We start from the raw sequence: 17,933 nt of genomic DNA, 5'->3' as shown, positions 1-17,933 counted from the left end.
ATGGCTCTTCGGAAAATAGGGCCTCAGCCGCGCCATCTGAGCCTCGCTCAGCCAATACAGATCGCTCATCATGCCCCCTTTGGTTCGGGGACGATGAATCACGCAGACCGCGCAGCCTCAACCCGTTTAATGGGTCCTGAGCCTATGCAGGAGCTGGAAAAAGACAATGCTGGGTGCTTCGACGATCTTCACGATGAAGTGATTTCTGTGATGCACTCACCACCAGCATCGAGCATTCAGCTATCGAAGACGTGGCTTTTTGAGCTGTTTGTCCGTGGTGTGGTTCCTCTTACTCCGGGTGGGTTAAAAGAAATAGTGAAAGAAGTTTCTTCTAACCTGGACGAGCGTCAGATGCTCTTGGCGAGAAGCCGACTTGATGACAAAAACTGTTACCGAAAATCGAAAACTGGCTTCACTTCTGTTTCGCCGTCTCAGCAGCCTTGCCTTATTTGGGGGTGCCAGTTGTTTGCCAAAAGATGAATACGAAAAGTGGCTAGATCACATTAAGCCGCACTACTCTCAGCCGCTCGGCCATCTTTTCTTGGCCTGAGCGAGAAAAAGCGGGAACCTGAATGCCAAGCTGAGCGGAATAGCAGACCACGATCACGAATGATCGCAGCTGCAGACGAATCTGGAAGGCTGAAGTCCAATACGCGTTGCGTTCAAGCAAGAGCGCAAGTCGCTCGCGGTCAGCACAAGACAAGCAAATTCCGCCCCGCCCGGTGATCCCGGGCGGGGCGGTTTGCTGTCAGTCGCCGTTGCAGCGGGTGTTGGGGCGCGACCAGATGAGGCTGAAGGTCTCTTCGCCGCCTTCGATCACCGTGTCGTCGAAGAGGTTGGCGTAGATCGGCTGGGTGAAGCTCGGGTCGTCGAGCTTGAGGCTCAGGTAGTCGCGGCCCTCGGTCGAGCGCTTGGACCAGGCAGCGCCGATCTCGGCACGGCCGACGAAGACGCGGTGGGAGGGGGCGTTGTCGTTCGGGGTGCTGTCCTCGGGGACGATGCGGACGGATTCTGCCTGAACGCTCAGGGTGACGATTTCGCCGACGTATTCGCTGCCGGTCTTCTTGAAGGTTCCGGTGGTGGCCATGTCAAATCTCCTTTTGGCTTGTCCGAGCCCGCGCCCTCCGCGGCCTCGATGGCGATCGTCAGGACCGGGACGACCCGCCGACGCAGCCCCTGTGGCCCGCAGCGCCAGCTGAGGACGGCAAGGCCGGTCTTTCTTGCTCCGCGAGGAATGGCGAACCCGATATTGTTCGGGGGCGCCAGGGGAAGAAAGTCCGGACGCGCTGTTGCGTTCAAGGCGGTCGAGGCGTCAGCCGATCCCGGTCAGATCAGCCGCTGAGAGGCCCGCAAGGGTCGCGTGGCGCAAGCAATGGGAGAGGGGATGACAGGCTCCCTCTGGACCGCGCAAGATCCCGGCAGCATGCGTCGTGCAAAGACAGGTTGCGGCGTACAGGCGGAAACGGTGCATGTGCCGGACGTGCCGCAAGATTCCGGGATTTCCCCCTCTTACCGTGTCCGTGTTTGTCTGCCGTGATGTTCGGTCTGCCGACGGTCCAACTGCATACGCGACCGGTGCCATTCGCCACAACGTAGGTTTCGGCGATCTGGTTTTGCTCAGCCGGTCCTGCCTAACTGCAACGCTGCGGTGACGGCGAGGATCGAGACCTGTTGCCTCAATCGGGCGCGGTGCATGCTGACGACGTCGCTGACGGCATGCTGCTGCGCAAGCTTCACAGGGCGTTCAGTATTCGTCGAAAGACCTGTGCGGATGCGGGTCGGACATGGCGTTGACCTCGGACCAGCCCGACACCCGAGCCCATGCGGTCCCGCCCACGACCAGCGCCCCCAGCCAAGACAGGAGTGTGATGGCGACGGCGCCCGCGCTGCCGAATTCGGCAAGGCCTTTTGCGGCATGAAACCCGGCGATCCCGGCGGGGACCGCGTAGATCAGGCCGATGGCGAGTTTGATGGGGATGGAGCGGATGCGGTCGAAGGCGAATTCCCCGAGAACGGCGATGAAACCGCCGATGAACAGGCCCACAATGATCGACAGGAAGACGCCTTGGCCGGTTTCATACAGATACATGCCGGATGTCAGCCCGATGGCAAAGGTCAGGGCGTAGACAGCCAGATTGAACAGGATCCAGCAGAGGGCACCGAGGCCGAACATCGTGAAGTGGGTGGATACAAGCATAAGGCACTCCTTTCGAGAACAAGGATCGCGCCGCCACCTCCTCCATTGGCACGAGCAGATCATAGCAGAAAACGACCCGCCCTGGGAGGATCCGGGCGGGCGTCGGCGGAAATCCGGTCATGCCGGTGGGGCGGCTTTCGGCCGGAAGTCGAAGAGGGGAATGCCCATCGCGCGGGCCTTGTCAGCGAGGTTGTCGGTAGTGCCCGAGCCCGGGAAGACGATGAGCCCGATGGGCAGGATGTCGAGTAACTGGTCGTTGCGCTTGAAGGGGGTCGATTTGCCGTGCCGTGTCCAGTCGGGCTTGAAGACGATCTGCGTCACGCTGCGGTTGTCGGCCCAGGCGGCGGCGATCCGTTCGGCCCCGCGCGGTGCGCCGCCGTGCAACAGGACCATGTCGGCGTGTTTCGCGTGGACGCGGTAGAGCGCCGCCCAGATGGCCGCGTGATCGTTGCAGTCCAGCCCGCCGGTGAAGGCGATCTTCGTGCCCTGCGGGAGGAGCGGTTCCAGATCGGCCCGGCGCTTGGCGGCGATGTGATCGCGGCTGTCGATCAGGGATGCGGTCAGGGTACGGCGGTTCACGTGGCTGCCCGCGCGGGGGTGCCAGGTTTGGCCGAGATGGGCCTCGAAGCCCTCGGCGGCGAGGTCGCGCATGGCCTCAAAGGCATTGCGCCGCTCGATGAGCGTAATGCCCTCCGCGATCAGGGTTTCCAGTTCGACGGACCGGACCTCTGATCCGTCCTGTTCGCGCTGTGCGCGTTATTGTGCCTGCTCGTTGCCGTCGAGATGGCTCAGCCCGGTGAGGTCGCGCCCTGCGAGATAGCGTTCCGCCAAGGTGCCCGACATCGGCTGGCCCATGGCCCAGAGCCGCCGCGCGGCGGCGGGTGAGCCGGGAGAAGCTGGCAGTTTGGTGGCCCGGTGACTGTCCGTCTGCGGCAGGCTGAGAAACCTGCGCGCTTCGTCCAGCGCGTCCCTTGGGGTGGTGATACCCATGTTCAGGGCGATCAGGTCCAGAAGGTCGCCATGCTGCCCGGTTGTGGCCGTAGGGAAACTCGGTGTCGACCTCGACCCATTTCCAGCCCTCGGCACGGACCACCTCGGCCTCTTCGGCCAGTTTCTCGCGCACCATGACGTCGAGAAGGGCGGCATCCTGCAACCAGCCGCCGTCGTCCTGCTGGAACAGGTCGCGCAGGATATCGCCACCGGCCTCGACGTAATCGTCGAGCCCGACGAATTGCGCCCGCTTGTCCGAGGCCCGCACCGCACCCTCGGTCAGCATGCGGCGGATTTCGTAGGGCTGCCGGGAATAGTGCCGCTGCAGCCCCTCCCAGACCTGCTCCTGCCGCGCGTGATCGGAATTGACCGTGAAGGCCATGAGCTGGTCGAGCGTCATCTCCTCCTCGGCATAGGCGTCGAGCAGCGACGGCGCGACGGCGGCGAGCTTCAGCCGCTGCTTGGCCATGCTGGCCGAGACGAAGAAGGCGGCGGCGATCTCTTCCTCCGTCCGGCCCTTTTCGCGCATCGTCTGAAACGCGCGGAACTGATCGAGCGGATGCAGCGGTGCGCGCTGGATGTTCTCGGCCAGGCTATCTTCTTCCGCGAGGCCGTCCATGCGCACGATGCAGGGCACAAGTGCTGTCTTGTTCATGCGCTTCTGCTTGACGAGCAGTTCCAGCGCACGGAACCGCCGACCACCGGCGGGGATCGTGTACATGCCGGTCTCGGCGCCACTGTCGTCCAGCACCAGCCGCACGGTGATGGAGCTGAGGAGCGTCCGCCACGCGATGTCCTTGGCCAGTTCCTCGATCGACACGCCCGCCTTGACGTGGCGCACGTTCGACTGGCTGAGCATCAGCTTGTTGAAGGGGATGTCGCGGGAGGCGCTGAGGGTGATTTTCTGTTGCTTGGTCATCGGGATATCTCCGCGACGGGCCAGCCGGGAGCCTCTCTCCCGACCTCCAAACCCGTCACGGAAAACCCGGCACCCCTCTCACTCTATCGAACGCGACCGGGAAGCTCGAAATGCGTTACACGTTTGCACAACGAAGGTTTGCACATCGAATGGAAATCTTGCATCCTTGACGTGTGGCGCTGGGGTTGAATCTATGTTTGGGCGAACTCGAAATCGGTATCTCTTGCTAACTGCAATGTCCTTTCTTCTTTCTGGCGGCAGTTTGATGGCTCAAGATCTCTTTTATACAATTTCAGATCAGCACTATAGTTGTCTTGTCGACAACAGAGACGTGTACTTGTCTGACAATCGCAATAACCTCCTTATCCCATTAAGGGTGTGTCCTGAGTTCCCCGAACGGCCACTTAGCCTATTGAATAGCGGATCCCCATCAGATGTTGATCTGTCTGTTGCCATTGATAGCTTCATTTACGTCACTAAAGATGAGTTTCGATGCCTTTTTTCGGAAAGAGACATTTCTCTGTCTGATGCTGTGCGGCTCTACCCCTCGACCTGTGAAGTTCGCCCATGAAAGAAGATCGTCGTTGGATAGTTGAAACTGGATTGAAGGCTGTTGGCCTTGGCATAGCTGCTTTTGGTATTTTTGAGTTCTTTGACGGTCAACGCGCCTCTATCGAGCGTGCAGCACAGGCTCGAAGCCTTGATTATATTTCCACTGCGAACAGCGACGAACATCAAAGCGCCGTACAGACACTGTTTGAATTTTGGTTACGAAACCCTGATGTGGCAAGTTTGCTGCAAGAACAAGGTCAAACCCCGTCCGGACTTCAGGCGTTTTTTGTTTCTGTCTTGCGAGCCGATCAGAGTGGAAACGATGTGGTTTTTGCGCTTCGGCGTGTCGCTCATTTTCATGATGAAGTTTCAATCTGCGTTTCAAGCAAGGCCTGTGATCGTGAGATCGCTCAGACATTCTTCTGTGACGATGCAATTCAAATTGAAGGAACCTATAGGCCGATCTTTGAATTAATGCGCCAACAAAGCGGCGATAGATCCCTTGGGCAGGGATTGAGTGCCTTTGCATCGGAGTGTGATAATGAGACCTAACGAGATTTGGCTAGTTTCTTTTCTAGCGTTGTTTCCGTCTTGCGCTCTTGCAGCCAATATTCAACTACTAAGCTCCGATGGACATAAACTTTCTGATGCTTTGAACGGGGCTTGCTCTATTGTGCTGGAAGGTACAATTGAGGAAGGCGATGCGGACAAACTGAATGAACTGTGGGAGACCAGTCAACTGGATGGAATTGGAATAACGGGCTTTATTGATGAGGAAATTTTTGAGTCGGCGGAGCGAGTCCATACACTGTGTCTCGATAGCGAGGGCGGTGACTTCGACGAAGCGCTAGAGCTTCTCGAAAGCGAGTTTATGACCCTCTTCAGGGTGGTCACGGTTGTTCCAAGTGGCTCTCAGTGTTTATCGGCTTGCGCATTGATTTTCCTGGGAGGGACTCTGTCTACATCGAACTCGGACGGTGGCAACACAATCCCTGTGCGTGTCCTACATGTCGATGGGCGCCTTGGCTTTCATTCGCCCTTCATTGACGGAATTTCGCAGTTGCCCGAAATCCTCCCGCGCAATGTAGTTGTCGAGTTCTTTTCATCCGGAACAGACTCAATCCGTAGATTGAACGACGTCTTAACCAATGCGTTCATAGACACCCATGGTCCGATTGACCGGTTTCCTCCAGACCTGCTTATTGAACTCTTAAGCTTTCAGGGTGTGGATAGTTTTTTTGAGATACAAACAATCAACGACGCCGGGAGATATGACATATACTTGGCAGGGGTGCCTGAAGTCCAAATGAGTGATCGGCACTATTCACGACTTTGCGTGAACGCTTCTATTTGGAGCGTCGGTAGAGCATGGGAATTTACACCAGACGTGCCGTCATGGGGTTACACGGTAGAGCGGTCGAACGATATGACACTCGTAACCTCAAGGCATTACGAGTGTGAAATTCGCCATCTTGGCCAGCGAGTTGGTGATGATTATCAGGTAACGTTTAGGGACAGAGACTATGAGCTGCAGACACGTTTTTTGGAGCCTTGGGAGAGCTTGCCACACTATGTCCCTATCAGGCTGTTAAGTGGGACCTCTGACGTTGGTTCCGAATTCGACCCGCTGTACCTTTACACGAACCCTCTACAGCTAGAAGTTCAGCAACTTCCGACCATCGCGCCCTCTAGCGTCTATGTTGTTAGAACTGACGGGGGTGAAACAGGGTTTGGATGGTTTAGCTTTTCATTGACAAGTGACGGGCAGTTTTCGATTCAAGGTGATGAAATAGGATTATTGAATGGTACATACGTGGCACCTGGATCCTTAGAAATTTGCCTGCAAATTGAAGAAAGTGCCATCTCAAGATTGGCGAATGAGACCTATTGTGGCTTCATTGTCGATGATCGGCTCAGTTTCGACGGGGTGAGCGAGCTATCTGGTCTTATCGAACTCCAGAGGAGTGCGCTATAGATAGCCACCCACCATTGGTCGAAGACTATGTGGTCTTCTCCAGCAACGCCTTCGCCTTCCCCTCCATTACCAACCGCGCATCCTGCTGCGGCTTCGACCGGGCCACCGCGGTGATCCCCTGCACAAAATCGAAGACGCTCTCGGGCGGGCGGCCCTCCTCGGCCAGAACCGTCTCGACGATCCGCCCCGTCTCTGCTTTCGAGAACCCGCGCTTGCGGAGAAAGCCCTGCCGGTCCTCGTCTGTCCGCGCGACGATCTTCTCCCGCGCCGCGCGAATGCCGTCGATGAAGGGCGCGGGCGAGGACTCGGCGAAGCGGCTCAGTGCCGGGGCGGCCTCATGGGCGAAGCGGGAGGCGGCGTATTTCGAGTGCCGGATCGTGATCTCCTGGAAGTCCTCGACGCCCCAGAGGTTGCGGTTCTGGCAGACTGCGCGCAGGTAGAAGCTGGCGATGCCCAGCGTCTTGGCCCCGACCTCCGAATTCCAGCAGTAGAATCCCCGGAAATAGAGGTCGGGCGAGCCGTCGGGCAGCAGCCCCGCCTCGATCGGGTTCAGATCGTCGACGAGAAACAGGAACACGTCACGATCCGAGGCGTAAAGCGTCGTCGTCTCCTTCGTCACGTCCACGCGCGGGTTGTAGATGCCGGTCGACCAGTCGAGCACGCCCGGTACCTTCCAGCGCGTGTCGCCCGTGCCGTTGCCGGCGATGCGCTGAACGGCGGAGACGAGTTCGTGGTCGTAGATGCGGCCGTAGTCCGGGCCGGTCACGGCGCGCAGTTCGGTGCGACCATCCGCGACCTCCATCTTCTTGATTTTCTCGGCCAGGTGGTTGGTCAGCCCGTATTGCAGGTTGATGCCCGCCAGCGGCGCGGGCAACTGTCGTAGATAGGCGGCAGGTGCGCCGACGAGGCTGGAGAGCTGGCCAAAGGACCAATGCGCGGCGCGATGGGTTCATCCGCACCGGGCAGGACCAGCCCCAGCTTTTCCGGGTTGTCGCGATGCGCCTCGACCCGGATCGCCGCGCTTTCTACCGTGCGCGTCCGGCTCCGCTCCGCCCGGCCCTTGACCGAGGCGAAGAGATCGTCGAGCGACAGATACCGCTCGTCATCCGGCCGCGAGAACCATTCGGACGACACGCGGTCCACATTCGTCCCGCGCGACACATCCACCCTGTAGCCGACGCTGATTTCACGCCCGGCATCGATAATCTCGGTCTTCATGGGTTTTCTCCCGCGACGGGGTGACGACCGGTCTGTCGCAGGCAGAGACGACGCTCCAGTGGAGCGTCGTCAGGGAGGAACGAAAGCCGGTGTTCCCGACATGAAAGGTTGGGCGACAGTGAGCCTGCCGCAGTGATATGTCGTGTACATCGTCAAAGGAGGATGGAATGGCGCAACTTTGGAAAGATGAGGAATTCTCCGTCACAGATGAAATGTATCAGGAGGCGATTCAGTCAAAGAAGAATGGAAAGACTATTTCGCGTTCCGACATCTTAAGAAATTGTTCTGCAAGGCTACCCAATCGCGAAAAAGGCTCGATCAATGCGCATCTTGGCAACTTGACGGCGGCCCGTGCCGAAGTGGGCCTTGAAACACTGGAAGAGGTTGCCCCGTTTGCGAATAGGCCAGTGAAGCTTATCAGGTTTTTGACACTGAAATACAGACTGTCTTGACACAAGTCCTTGGCCTGCGCCCTGACCAGCGCCCAGGCGTCGAAGCCAGTGGCCGCGAAGAGCGGTATCCGCTGGTCGTTTCCGGTCTTGTTGCGCGGGTCTTTTCGGTCGCGGATCATGAGCATCCGGCGGTCGACGTCGAGATCCGTCCATTCGACGCGGCAGATTTCGTCGAGCCGCATCGCCGTGGCCACCGCGAATTTCACGATGCGTGTCATCGGCAGGGTCAGGCGCTCGTTGTCTTCGAGGCAACGGAACAGGCGGTTCAACTCGTCCGTGGTGGGGCGACGATCCCGTTCCGTGCCCTTGCCGATCAGCACGAGGTGCTTGAGAGCAACACGGGCCAGATCAACGGGTTCGGGAGAGATGTCGAGCCCGTGCACGGCTGCCGCATGGGTGATGATCATCTTGATCACGCCGATATCGATGCTGAGGGTCACTGGACCGGCGCCTTGATCGGTGCGCATCTTGCCGTAGTCGATCAGCTTTTGCCGGTCGAGGTGCCCGATCTTCTCCTTGCCCAGATTGCGCTTGAGCGTCGTGAGCGTGGCGGCCTTGGCTCGCGACGCGGCGGTTTCCCTACCTCGCACATATCGGTTATATGAAGATCGATGAGGTCGCCAAAGGTCTGGAGGCGGGAAACGGACGTGCTTGTAGGCGCCAGCCCCTGATCGACTCGGGTCTCCGCCTGGCGGGCTTGAGCGTGCGGCGTCGTCGCGGCTTCGGGCCGTCTCGCTCGCGTGAGCTACCCTTTCGCTGATCTGGACCTAGCAGGTACGGCATGGGGGCTTGGTAATGGAGGCCAGTTTCGTCTGCGGCTCATGTGTGCAATGAGGCGTTACGGAGGGGCAGATTCATGGAAACCGGGGCGTATTCCAGCGAAGCAGCATCCGCTGCCAATATTGCGAAAATAGAAGAATGCAGATAGATCAAAGCGCCAGACTGTCCGTTGCCCCGATGATGGACTGGACTGACCGGCATTGCCGCTATTTCCACCGGCTCATGTCGAAGGAGGCGTTGCTTTATACCGAGATGGTGACCTCTGCGGCGCTGGTCCGGGGCGGGGCGGGGCATCTGCTGGAGCATGACGTGGCCGAGCACCCTGTGGCGCTGCAGCTCGGCGGGTCGGACCCGGCAGAGCTGGGGCAGGCGGCGCGGATGGGGGCCGAGGCAGGCTATGACGAGATCAACCTCAATTGCGGCTGTCCGTCCGACCGGGTGCAATCGGGCACATTCGGCGCGGTGTTGATGCGGCAGCCGGAGCTTGTCGCCACCTGTTGCGCCGCGATGATCGCCGCCCAGCCGCGCGAGGTCACGGTCAAGTGCCGGATCGGCGTCGACGACCAGGACCCCGAGGAGATCCTGCCGCGCTTTCTGGACGCCGTGGCCCGGGTCGGCGTCAGGCGCGTCGTGATCCATGCGCGCAAGGCCTGGCTGCAGGGGTTGTCGCCGAAGGAGAACCGGGACGTGCCGCCGCTGGATCATGATCTGGTCCGTCGGATGAAGGACCGGTTTCCCGACCTGCACATCTCGGTCAACGGCGGGATCACCACGCTGGGCGAGGTGCGGAGCTTTCTCGACGCCGGGCTCGACGGGGTGATGGTGGGGCGCGCCGCCTATCACGACCCGGGCGCGATCCTGCTTCGGGCCGATGCCGAGATCTTCGGGTCCGACCGGCCGCCGCGCGAGGCCGAGGAGGTCGTGCGCGACATGCTGCCCTATACCGAGCGCCACCTGGCGGCCGGCGGGCGGCTGAACCAGGTGACCCGGCATATGCTGGGGCTGTTCGCGGGGCGGCCCGGTGCGCGGGCCTGGCGGCGGATCCTGAGCGAAGGCGCGGTGCGGCCCGGCGCGGGCCCCGAGGTGATCGAGGCGGCGCTGGCCGCGATCCCCGGGGTCGGGATGGCGGCCTCGGCCTGAGGGCCCCGCGGGTTGGATGGTCGCCCGCCGCAGTCCCCGGGCGCAGTCGCGCGGGACAGACTTTCAGCGGAGCTTCTCGGACCTGCGTCCCGGATCGGGTTTTGAGGACAGGCGCCCGGTGCGATTGAGGCCCGCCCCGACCGGGCGGGCGGCAGGGCTAGCGGTCGCGGGATTTCAGGCGGGCGGCGCGGCCGCCGCGGCGCTTGGCGACCTCGCCCGCGCGGTCGGGCAGGCGGGCCATGACCTCGGCGCGGGCGGCGTCCGTCATCCGCGACCAGGCGGTGATCTCGTCGATCGACCGCAGGCAGCCGATGCAGAGCCGCGATTCGGGCGCGATCACGCAGAGCTTGACGCAGGGCGAGGCGATCTCGGCCCGGGCCCAGACGGCGTCGGAGGGGTCGGGTTTGGTCACGCGGCTCTCCTGATGACGCCGAGGCGGTCCAGCAACCCCTGCAATATGACAGAAGCGGCGACCTGGTCGATGATCTCGGCGCGGCGTTTTCGGGACGTATCCGACTCCAGCAGGGCGCGTTCGGCGGCCACGGTGGACAGGCGCTCGTCCCAGTAGCCGATCGGCAGGTCGGTCAGGCGCGACAGGTTGCGGGCAAAGCCGCGCGTCGATTGGCAGCGCGGCCCCTCGCTGCCGTCCATGTTGAAGGGCAGGCCGAGGACGAAGCCGACCATGGCGCGGCCCTGCGCGAGCTCGAGCAGACGGGCCGCGTCGAGGCCGAATTTCTTGCGCCGGACGACCTCCAGCGGGCTGGCCACGGATTGCAGACCGTCGGACACGGCCACGCCGATGGTCCGGGTCCCGAGGTCGAGCCCCATGATCCCGCCGGCGCGCGGCAGGGCGGCGGCGAACTCTTCGGCCGTCTCGCAGATCATTCGAGCCCCGCCTGCGCGGCGGCCCGGTCGATCTGGGCGAGATCCTCGGCACGGCCCGCAAAGACCTGCCGCGCCTCGGTCAGGATCGCCTGCGCCTGGGCCGTGTCGCCCAGCACAGTCTTGGCGGTGATCAGCCGCGCCCAGTCTTCTGCCGTGCCGCCGTCGGTGGCGAGCCGGTCCTCCAGCCCCGCGACCATGTTGGCGATCATCGCCGCCCGCGCCTCGGGATCCATTTCCGCTGCGGCGGCCATGTCGGCCTCGGTCGGGCCGCGTTGGGGGGGCAGGCGGTATTCTTCGCCCGCGCGGAAGGCGGCCTCTTCGATCTGGCCGCGGGCGAGACGGACGTAGGGCCCGTCGCCGCCGGAGTCGAGAACCTCGCGCCAGAGGCCAAAGCCGACATCGGGCCGGTCGGTCTGGGCATAGAGCAGGCCAAGGTAATAGCGCCCCGCCAGGTTCCCCGGATCGTCCTCGAGCAACTCCTGCACGCGGGCCTCGACCTCGGGCGAGACGACCCCGCCGGCGGCGGCGACCAGCAGGTCGACCAGACGTTCACGCTCCTGCAGGGTGACCTCTTCGCCGCGCAGTGCCACGACCTGTTCCTCCGCCCGGGCGGCGGCGGAGAAATTGCCAAGGGCGGCCTCGTGCCGGGCGAGCAGGACCCAGCCCTCGACCTCGTCGGGGCGGGTCGGCACGACCTCGCGCAGCTGGGCGACCATCTCGAGGTAATCCTCGGGCACGTTCTCGGGGGCGAGCGTCATGCGGCCCGCGACGGATTCCAGCTCGGCCTGCGACGGGCGCCCGTCGCGCATGGCGTCGGCATTGGCGATCCTGTCGGCGCGGGGCACGTCGGGGTAGGGGCCCGCGGGGCCGAAGGCGCCCAGCAGCGTATAGCCCACGCCGGTGGCACCCAGCACCAGCACCGCGCTCAGCGCCGCGGCGGTCCGGCTCAGCCCGACCGGGGCGGGGGCCGTCGGGCCGGCATCGGCCTTGTCGGCGGACAGCAGCCGGCGGGCGATCTCGGTTCGGGCCCGCTCCGCCTCGGCGGGGTCGAGCACGCCCTGCGCCACGTCGCGGTCGACCTCGTCGAGCTGCGCCTTGTAGACCGCCACCTCGGAGGCGCCAGCGTCGCTTTCCCGCGGCCGCAGCAGCGGCAGCACGAGCATCGCCGTCACCATGAGCGCCATGGCGCCGCAGAGCACAAAGAACAGCATCCGTCCCCCTTCGATCATGACGTGCTCTCGACATATGCCGGAGGGCGCCGCGCGAAAAGGGGCTGCGACAACGCGCGACCCCGATGTGTCGCATTCTCGCAGGGTTGTGCCGTTGACAGTCCACAAGCGGAACGGCTTAGGGTCCACATCGACGGAGGGGCCCGAGCGCGGGCAGCAGGGGATTCGGCCGATGAGACGCTATTCAGTTTTTGCGATCGCCCGCGAGGCCATGCGCCACCACCTGGGGTGGGAACGGGCCTGGGCCTCGCCCGAGCCGAAGAAACGCTATGACGTCATCATCGTAGGCGCGGGCGGCCATGGGCTCGCCACCGCCTATTGGCTGGGCAAGAACCACGGCATCACCAATGTCGCGGTGATCGAGAAGGGCTGGCTTGGCGGCGGCAACACCGGCCGCAACACGACGATCATCCGCTCGAACTACCTGCAGGACCCGTCCGCCGCGATCTACGAGAAGGCCCGCTCGCTCTACGAGACCATGAGCCAGGACCTGAACTACAACGTCATGTTCAGCCCCCGCGGCGTGATGATGCTGGCCCAGACCCAGCACGAGGTGCGCGGCTATCTGCGCACGGCCCATGCCAACGCGCTGCAGGGGGTGACGACCGAATTCATCGGCCCCGAGCGGGTCAAGGAGCTGTGCCCGATCATCAACATCGACGGGCCGCGCTATCCGGTGCTGGGGGCGCTCTGGCAGGCGCGGGCCGGGACCGCGCGGCACGATGCGGTGGCCTGGGGCTATGCCCGGGCCTGTTCCGACATGGGCATGGACATCATTCAGCAATGCGAGGTCACCGGCATCCGCCGCGAGGGCGGCCGCGTCGCCGGCATCGACACCACGAAGGGCGCCATCGACTGCGACAAGCTGGGCCTTGTGGTGGCGGGCCATTCGGGCCACCTGGCCGAGATGGCGGGCTTTCGCCTGCCGATCGAATCCGTGGCGCTTCAGGCGCTGGTCAGCGAGCCGATCAAGCCCTGCATGGACGTGGTCGTCATGGCCAACACGGTGCATGGCTACATGTCGCAATCCGACAAGGGCGAGATGGTGATCGGTGGCGGCGCGGACGGCTTCAACAACTACACCCAGCGCGGCTCGTTCCACCATGTCCAGGAAACGGTGCGCGCGCTGGTCGAGACCTTCCCCATGGTCAGCCGCCTCAAGATGCTGCGCTGGTGGGGCGGGATCGTGGACATGACCGGCGACCGCTCTCCGATCCTGTCGAAAACACCTGTCGACGGCGTTTTCGTGAACTGCGGCTGGGGCACGGGCGGGTTCAAGGCGATCCCCGGCTCGGGCTGGGCGATGGCTGAACTGATGGCCAAGGGCACCTCGCCGCTGGCCGATCCGTTCTCGATGACGCGGTTCCGCGAGGGGCGGTTCATCGACGAAAGCGTGGCGGCGGGGGTGGCGCATTGATCCGGCTCGTTCCACGGCCACAGCGGGCCTTGTCCGGCGCGTCGGGCGGCATAGATGCTGCGGGGATCACGACGGAGACCAAGACGTGCGCATTCTTCAAAAATATCTGCCCGAGCCGGGCTGGACCGACCGGCACGGCGCCAAGGTGGCGGGCTTTCTGGCCGGCAGCCTCGGGACGCTGCTGCTTACCCTTTTCCTCGTCGTCGTGGCGACGGGCGAGGGCTACAACGACTTCGCCTCGCGGTCGCAGACGGTCGTCTATCCAAACTTCTAGGCGGTGTGCGGGCCGCCGCAGCGCGGAGGCTTGCCCATGCTGACCTTTGAGTGCCCCTATTGCGGCGTGCAGGCCGATGAAACGGAGCTTTCGCCCGGCGGCGAGGCGCATCTGACGCGGCACGGGCCGGAGTCCTCGGACGAGGCATTCGAGGGCTACCTGTTCCTTCGCGAGAACCCCCGCGGCGTGCATTTCGAGCGTTGGCGCCATAGTTTCGGCTGTGGCAAATGGTTCCTCGCGGCGCGCTGCACGATGACGCTCGAGGTGTTCGGCACCTATGCCGCGCAGACGACCGAGCCGCCACAGGACATTCTTGACAAGATCACCGGCAGGCGTCCGGGCTGGAGGCGCTTGGGATGAGCACGCGACTGGCAACCGGGGGCCGTCTTCTGGACCGCCGCCGCCCGATGGATTTCACCTTCAACGGCAAACGCCTGCGCGGCTACGCGGGCGATACGCTGGCTTCGGCATTGCTGGGTCAGGGGCAGGTGCTCGTCGGGCGCTCGTTCAAGTATCACCGCCCGCGCGGCCTGGTCGCCAGCGGCGCCGAAGAGCCCAACGCGTTGGTCAACTTGGGCCGGGGCGCTCGGCTGGAGCCGAACCAGCGGGCGACCACGACCGAGCTTTTCGACGGGCTGACCGCGACCTCGCAGAACCACTGGCCGAGCCTCGAATTCGACGTGGGCGCGGTCAACGCGAGGCTGTCGCGGTTCCTGCCTGCGGGCTTCTATTACAAGATGTTCATCCACCCCCGGCCGCTGTGGAAATACGTCTACGAGCCGTTCATCCGGCACTCCGCGGGCCTGGGCAAGGCGCCGACCGAGGCCGACCCCGACACCTACGAGCAGTTCCACGCCCATGTGGGGCTGCTGATCGTCGGTGGCGGGATCTCGGGGCTTCAGGCGGCGCTGGCCGCCGGGCAGGCCGGCAAGCATGTCATGCTGGTCGAGCAGACCGCCCATTGGGGCGGCCGCGCCCCCGTCGACGGGGTGACCATCGACGGGATGCCGGCGGACGATTGGGTCAAGAACACCGTTGAAGCTCTTGAAAACATGCCGAACGTCGTGCTGCGGACCCGCGCGATGGGGGCAGGGGTCTACGACCACGGCTTCGTCACCGTCTACGAACGGCTGACCGACCATGCCCCCGAGGCCGAGGGGCCCCGGCACCGGCTCTGGCACATCCGGGCGGGTCACGTGGTGCTGGCCAGCGGCGCGATCGAGCGTCCGTTGTCCTTTGCCGGCAACGACATCCCCGGGGTCATGCTGGCCTCGGCCGTGCGCGACTATGTCGAGAACTGGGGCGTGTCCTGCGGCGACCGAACGGTCGTGGTGACCAACAACGACGACGCCTACCGCACCGCCCTTGCCCTGCGCCACGCGGGCCTCGAGGTCGTGGCCATCGTCGATGCCCGCACCACGCCCGACGGCCCGCTGCTACGTGAGGCGCGGGATCTCGGGATACGGGTCCTCACCGGCAAGGGCATCGGCGCGGCCAAGGGCGGCAAGTCCCTGGAGTCCGTGACGATCTGCGCCCAGGCGGGCGAGGGCGCCCCGCTCGAAGAGATCGCCTGCGATTGCGTCGCCATGTCCGGCGGCTGGTCGCCCGTGGTGCACCTCTGGTCCCACACCGGCGGCAAGCTGACATGGGACGCAGAGCGCTGTTTCTTCCGCCCCGATCCGACCCGTGCGCCCACCGGCGCCGACGGGCAGCCCTCGGTCACGATCGCCGGCACCGCCAACGGCCACCTGCGCAGCGCCGAAGCCCTGTGCGACACGGCCGAAGCCATGACCGCCATTCTCGGATCCGACATCCAGGCAGCCGAGGCGCAGGACGCCGACGAAGGCCCGCTGGTTCCGGTCTGGCTCATGCCCCAGGGCGCGGGCCTGCCCCTGCGCCAGAAGATGTGGCTGGACTACCAGAACGACGTGAAGGTCTCGGACGTGCAACTCGCGGCCCGCGAAGGCTATGAAAGCGTCGAGCACACCAAGCGCTATACCACGCTCGGCATGGCCACGGATCAGGGAAAGCTAAGCAACATCAACGGTCTCGCGACCCTTTCTCAGGCGCTTGGCAAGGATATTCCCAAGGTCGGCACGACCACCTTCCGCCCGCCCTACACGCCGATCTCCATGGGCTCCATCGCGGCCGAGGCGCGGGGCGAGATCTTCCAGCCGCTGCGCAAGACCCCGCTTCACGACTGGCATGCGGATCGGGGCGCCTACTGGGAGCCCGTCGGCCACTGGCGCCGACCCTATTGCTTCCCTCGGGACGGCGAAAGCCACGCCGATGCCGTCGCCCGCGAGATCAACGCCACCCGGCAAGGTGTTGGTTTGCTTGACACATCCACTCTCGGGAAGATCGTGGTCAAGGGCCCCGACGCCGGGCGGTTCATGGACCTGCTCTACACCAACATGATGAGCACATTGCCCGTCGGCCGCTGCCGCTATGGCCTCATGTGCTCGGAAAACGGCTTCCTGATGGACGACGGCGTCGTGGCCCGGCTGGACGACGACACCTGGCTTTGCCACACCACCACCGGCGGCGCGGACCGCATCCACGCGCATATGGAAGACTGGCTGCAATGCGAATGGTGGGATTTCAAGGTCTTCACCGCCAATCTGACGGAGCAATATGCCCAGATTGCCGTGGTCGGTCCCAAAGCCAGGGAAGTCCTGGAAAAGCTCGGCGGAACAGGGCTTTCGGCCGAAGAGTTCAAGTTCATGGACTGGCGCGAGACGACCCTCGCCGACATCCCCGCGCGGATCTTCCGGATCTCCTTCTCGGGTGAGCTGTCGTTCGAGGTCGCGGTGCCCGCGGGCCGGGGCCGCGCTCTCTGGGACGCCCTGCTCGAGGCGGGGGCGGCGTTCGGCATCACCCCCTACGGCACCGAGGCGCTCCACGTGATGCGGGCCGAGAAGGGCTTCATCATGATCGGCGACGAGACCGACGGGACGATCATCCCCCAGGATCTCGGCCTCGGCTGGGCCATCTCGAAGAAGAAGGACGACTACATCGGCAAGCGCGCCCAGATGCGCAGCCACATGGCCGATCCCGACCGCTGGCAGCTGGTGGGGCTGGAGACGCTGGACGGCTCTGTCCTGCCCGACGGCAGCTATGCGATCGCCAAGGGCAAGACGGCCAATGGCCAGCGCAACACCCAGGGCCGTGTGACTTCGACCTACCATTCGCCGACCATCGGCCGCGGCATCGCCATGGGGCTGGTGCTGCACGGGCCCGACCGCATGGACGAGGTGCTGGAGTTCAACACCGTCGACGGCCCGACCGTGAAGGCCCGGATCGTCAGCCCGGTCTTCTACGACCCGGAAGGAGCGAAGCAGAATGTCTGAGGTCACGATCCGCAAACAGGCCCCGCGCGGCATGATCACGCTCCGCGGCGACCTGTCCGTGCCGGCGCTCGGGGCCGCCTGTGCCGAGGTGAACGGGTGCGATCTGCCGGCCCGCGGCCAGGCCGCCCACGCCGGCGAGGCGGCGACGCTCTGGATGTCGTCGGACGAGCTGCTGCTGTTGCTGCCCCAGGCCGACGTTCCGGATGCGCTGACGAGGATCGGCGCGGCGCTGGCCGGCAGCCATCACCTCGCGGTCGATGTCTCCGATGCCCGGACCCTGTTCTCGATCGAGGGCGCGGGCCTGCGCGACGTTCTGGGCAAGCTCACGCCCGCCGATGTCTCGGCCGCCGCATGGCCGCCCGGCGCGTTGCGCCGCACCCGGCTGGCCCAGGTGGCCGCGGCGATCTGGCTCCGCACCGAGACCGAGGCGCAACTGATCTGTTTCCGTTCGGTGACGGATTACGTCGAAGCTTTGCTGCACACTGCCGCGAAGGCTGGACAGGTCGGCTTTCACAGGCCACTGCGGTAAGGAGCGCCCCAGAGCAGAGGCCGGAC

At 63.9% G+C, this 17,933-nt stretch carries 15 protein-coding genes and 3 pseudogenes; 9 read left to right on the top strand and 9 right to left on the bottom strand.

Translation table 11 applies throughout. From position 1 onward, the window contains the following. On the top strand, window positions 1–480 hold a 480-nt coding region (locus ROA7023_RS23830), incomplete at its 5' end, for a hypothetical protein (RefSeq protein ID WP_234992189.1). Between the two features lie 268 nt (window positions 481–748). On the opposite strand, the gene ROA7023_RS12480 is transcribed toward ROA7023_RS23830, so the two are convergent. From ROA7023_RS12480 to ROA7023_RS12465, 4 genes and pseudogenes are all read right to left on the bottom strand, one after another. Beyond that, a complete protein-coding gene (locus ROA7023_RS12480; protein WP_085879365.1) occupies window positions 749–1,087 on the bottom strand; it encodes a DUF736 domain-containing protein in 339 nt (112 codons plus the stop codon). A gap of 657 nt (window positions 1,088–1,744) precedes the next feature. Beyond that, the gene (locus ROA7023_RS12475; RefSeq protein ID WP_200812501.1) at window positions 1,745–2,197 is read right to left on the bottom strand and encodes a hypothetical protein; all 453 of its coding nucleotides are present in this window, start codon (window positions 2,195–2,197) and stop codon (window positions 1,745–1,747) included. Between the two features lie 117 nt (window positions 2,198–2,314). Further along, a pseudogene (locus ROA7023_RS12470) lies at window positions 2,315–2,980 on the bottom strand (DUF2493 domain-containing protein); the annotation flags it as partial. Between the two features lie 223 nt (window positions 2,981–3,203). Continuing rightward, window positions 3,204–4,106: pseudogene (locus tag ROA7023_RS12465) on the bottom strand (ParB/RepB/Spo0J family partition protein); the annotation flags it as partial. Between the two features lie 567 nt (window positions 4,107–4,673). Between ROA7023_RS12465 and ROA7023_RS23825 the strand changes: the two are divergent. Further along, entirely contained in the window at window positions 4,674–5,210 is a 537-nt protein-coding gene (locus ROA7023_RS23825; protein WP_143535539.1) for a DUF4760 domain-containing protein, read from the top strand. Continuing rightward, complete coding sequence (locus ROA7023_RS23820) at window positions 5,200–6,633, top strand: hypothetical protein (protein ID WP_143535538.1); 1,434 nt, start codon at window positions 5,200–5,202, stop codon at window positions 6,631–6,633. The genes ROA7023_RS23825 and ROA7023_RS23820 overlap by 11 nt, the downstream gene beginning before the upstream one ends. 25 nt (window positions 6,634–6,658) lie before the next feature. Here ROA7023_RS23820 and ROA7023_RS12460 read toward each other — a convergent pair. Both ROA7023_RS12460 and ROA7023_RS12455 read right to left on the bottom strand, forming a co-directional pair. Further along, window positions 6,659–7,851 (bottom strand): annotated as a pseudogene (locus ROA7023_RS12460) (DUF932 domain-containing protein). Window positions 7,852–8,080: 229 nt separating this feature from the next. Continuing rightward, entirely contained in the window at window positions 8,081–8,893 is an 813-nt protein-coding gene (locus ROA7023_RS12455; protein ID WP_234992188.1) for a tyrosine-type recombinase/integrase, read from the bottom strand. 328 nt (window positions 8,894–9,221) lie between these two features. Between ROA7023_RS12455 and dusA the strand changes: the two genes are divergently transcribed. Beyond that, the gene (gene dusA, locus ROA7023_RS12450; protein WP_085879364.1) at window positions 9,222–10,223 is read left to right on the top strand and encodes a tRNA dihydrouridine(20/20a) synthase DusA; all 1,002 of its coding nucleotides are present in this window, start codon (window positions 9,222–9,224) and stop codon (window positions 10,221–10,223) included. 157 nt (window positions 10,224–10,380) lie between these two features. On the opposite strand, the gene ROA7023_RS12445 is transcribed toward dusA, so the two are convergent. From ROA7023_RS12445 to ccmI, 3 genes are read right to left on the bottom strand one after another with little or no spacing between them, the layout of a single operon-like run. Next, window positions 10,381–10,635, bottom strand: a complete 255-nt coding sequence (locus ROA7023_RS12445; RefSeq protein ID WP_085879363.1) for a DUF1289 domain-containing protein — start codon at window positions 10,633–10,635, stop codon at window positions 10,381–10,383. Beyond that, window positions 10,632–11,108, bottom strand: coding sequence for a Holliday junction resolvase RuvX (gene ruvX / locus ROA7023_RS12440; RefSeq protein ID WP_085879362.1), 477 nt, complete (start codon window positions 11,106–11,108; stop codon window positions 10,632–10,634). The genes ROA7023_RS12445 and ruvX overlap by 4 nt, the downstream gene beginning before the upstream one ends. Further along, window positions 11,105–12,337, bottom strand: a complete 1,233-nt coding sequence (gene ccmI / locus ROA7023_RS12435; protein ID WP_234992186.1) for a c-type cytochrome biogenesis protein CcmI — start codon at window positions 12,335–12,337, stop codon at window positions 11,105–11,107. Before ccmI ends, ruvX begins: the two co-directional genes overlap by 4 nt. A gap of 172 nt (window positions 12,338–12,509) precedes the next feature. Here ccmI and ROA7023_RS12430 point away from each other — a divergent pair, with 172 nt between their 5' ends. The 5 genes from ROA7023_RS12430 (at window position 12,510) to ROA7023_RS12410 (ending at window position 17,907) form a co-directional block, all read left to right on the top strand. After that, a complete protein-coding gene (locus ROA7023_RS12430) occupies window positions 12,510–13,754 on the top strand; it encodes a sarcosine oxidase subunit beta family protein (protein WP_085879361.1) in 1,245 nt (414 codons plus the stop codon). A gap of 85 nt (window positions 13,755–13,839) precedes the next feature. Continuing rightward, entirely contained in the window at window positions 13,840–14,028 is a 189-nt protein-coding gene (locus ROA7023_RS12425; protein WP_085879360.1) for a hypothetical protein, read from the top strand. A 36-nt stretch (window positions 14,029–14,064) separates the two neighbouring features. Further along, complete coding sequence (locus ROA7023_RS12420; protein WP_085879359.1) at window positions 14,065–14,388, top strand: sarcosine oxidase subunit delta; 324 nt, start codon at window positions 14,065–14,067, stop codon at window positions 14,386–14,388. Next, the gene (locus ROA7023_RS12415; protein WP_085879358.1) at window positions 14,385–17,378 is read left to right on the top strand and encodes a sarcosine oxidase subunit alpha family protein; all 2,994 of its coding nucleotides are present in this window, start codon (window positions 14,385–14,387) and stop codon (window positions 17,376–17,378) included. The genes ROA7023_RS12420 and ROA7023_RS12415 overlap by 4 nt, the downstream gene beginning before the upstream one ends. Then, window positions 17,371–17,907, top strand: a complete 537-nt coding sequence (locus ROA7023_RS12410) for a sarcosine oxidase subunit gamma (protein ID WP_085879357.1) — start codon at window positions 17,371–17,373, stop codon at window positions 17,905–17,907. Before ROA7023_RS12415 ends, ROA7023_RS12410 begins: the two co-directional genes overlap by 8 nt. Window positions 17,908–17,933 lie beyond the last annotated feature (26 nt).

This window comes from Roseisalinus antarcticus, from assembly GCF_900172355.1.
Classification (GTDB): Bacteria; Pseudomonadota; Alphaproteobacteria; order Rhodobacterales; family Rhodobacteraceae; genus Oceanicola; species Oceanicola antarcticus_A.
This window is presented reverse-complemented; position numbering and strand designations above follow the sequence as displayed.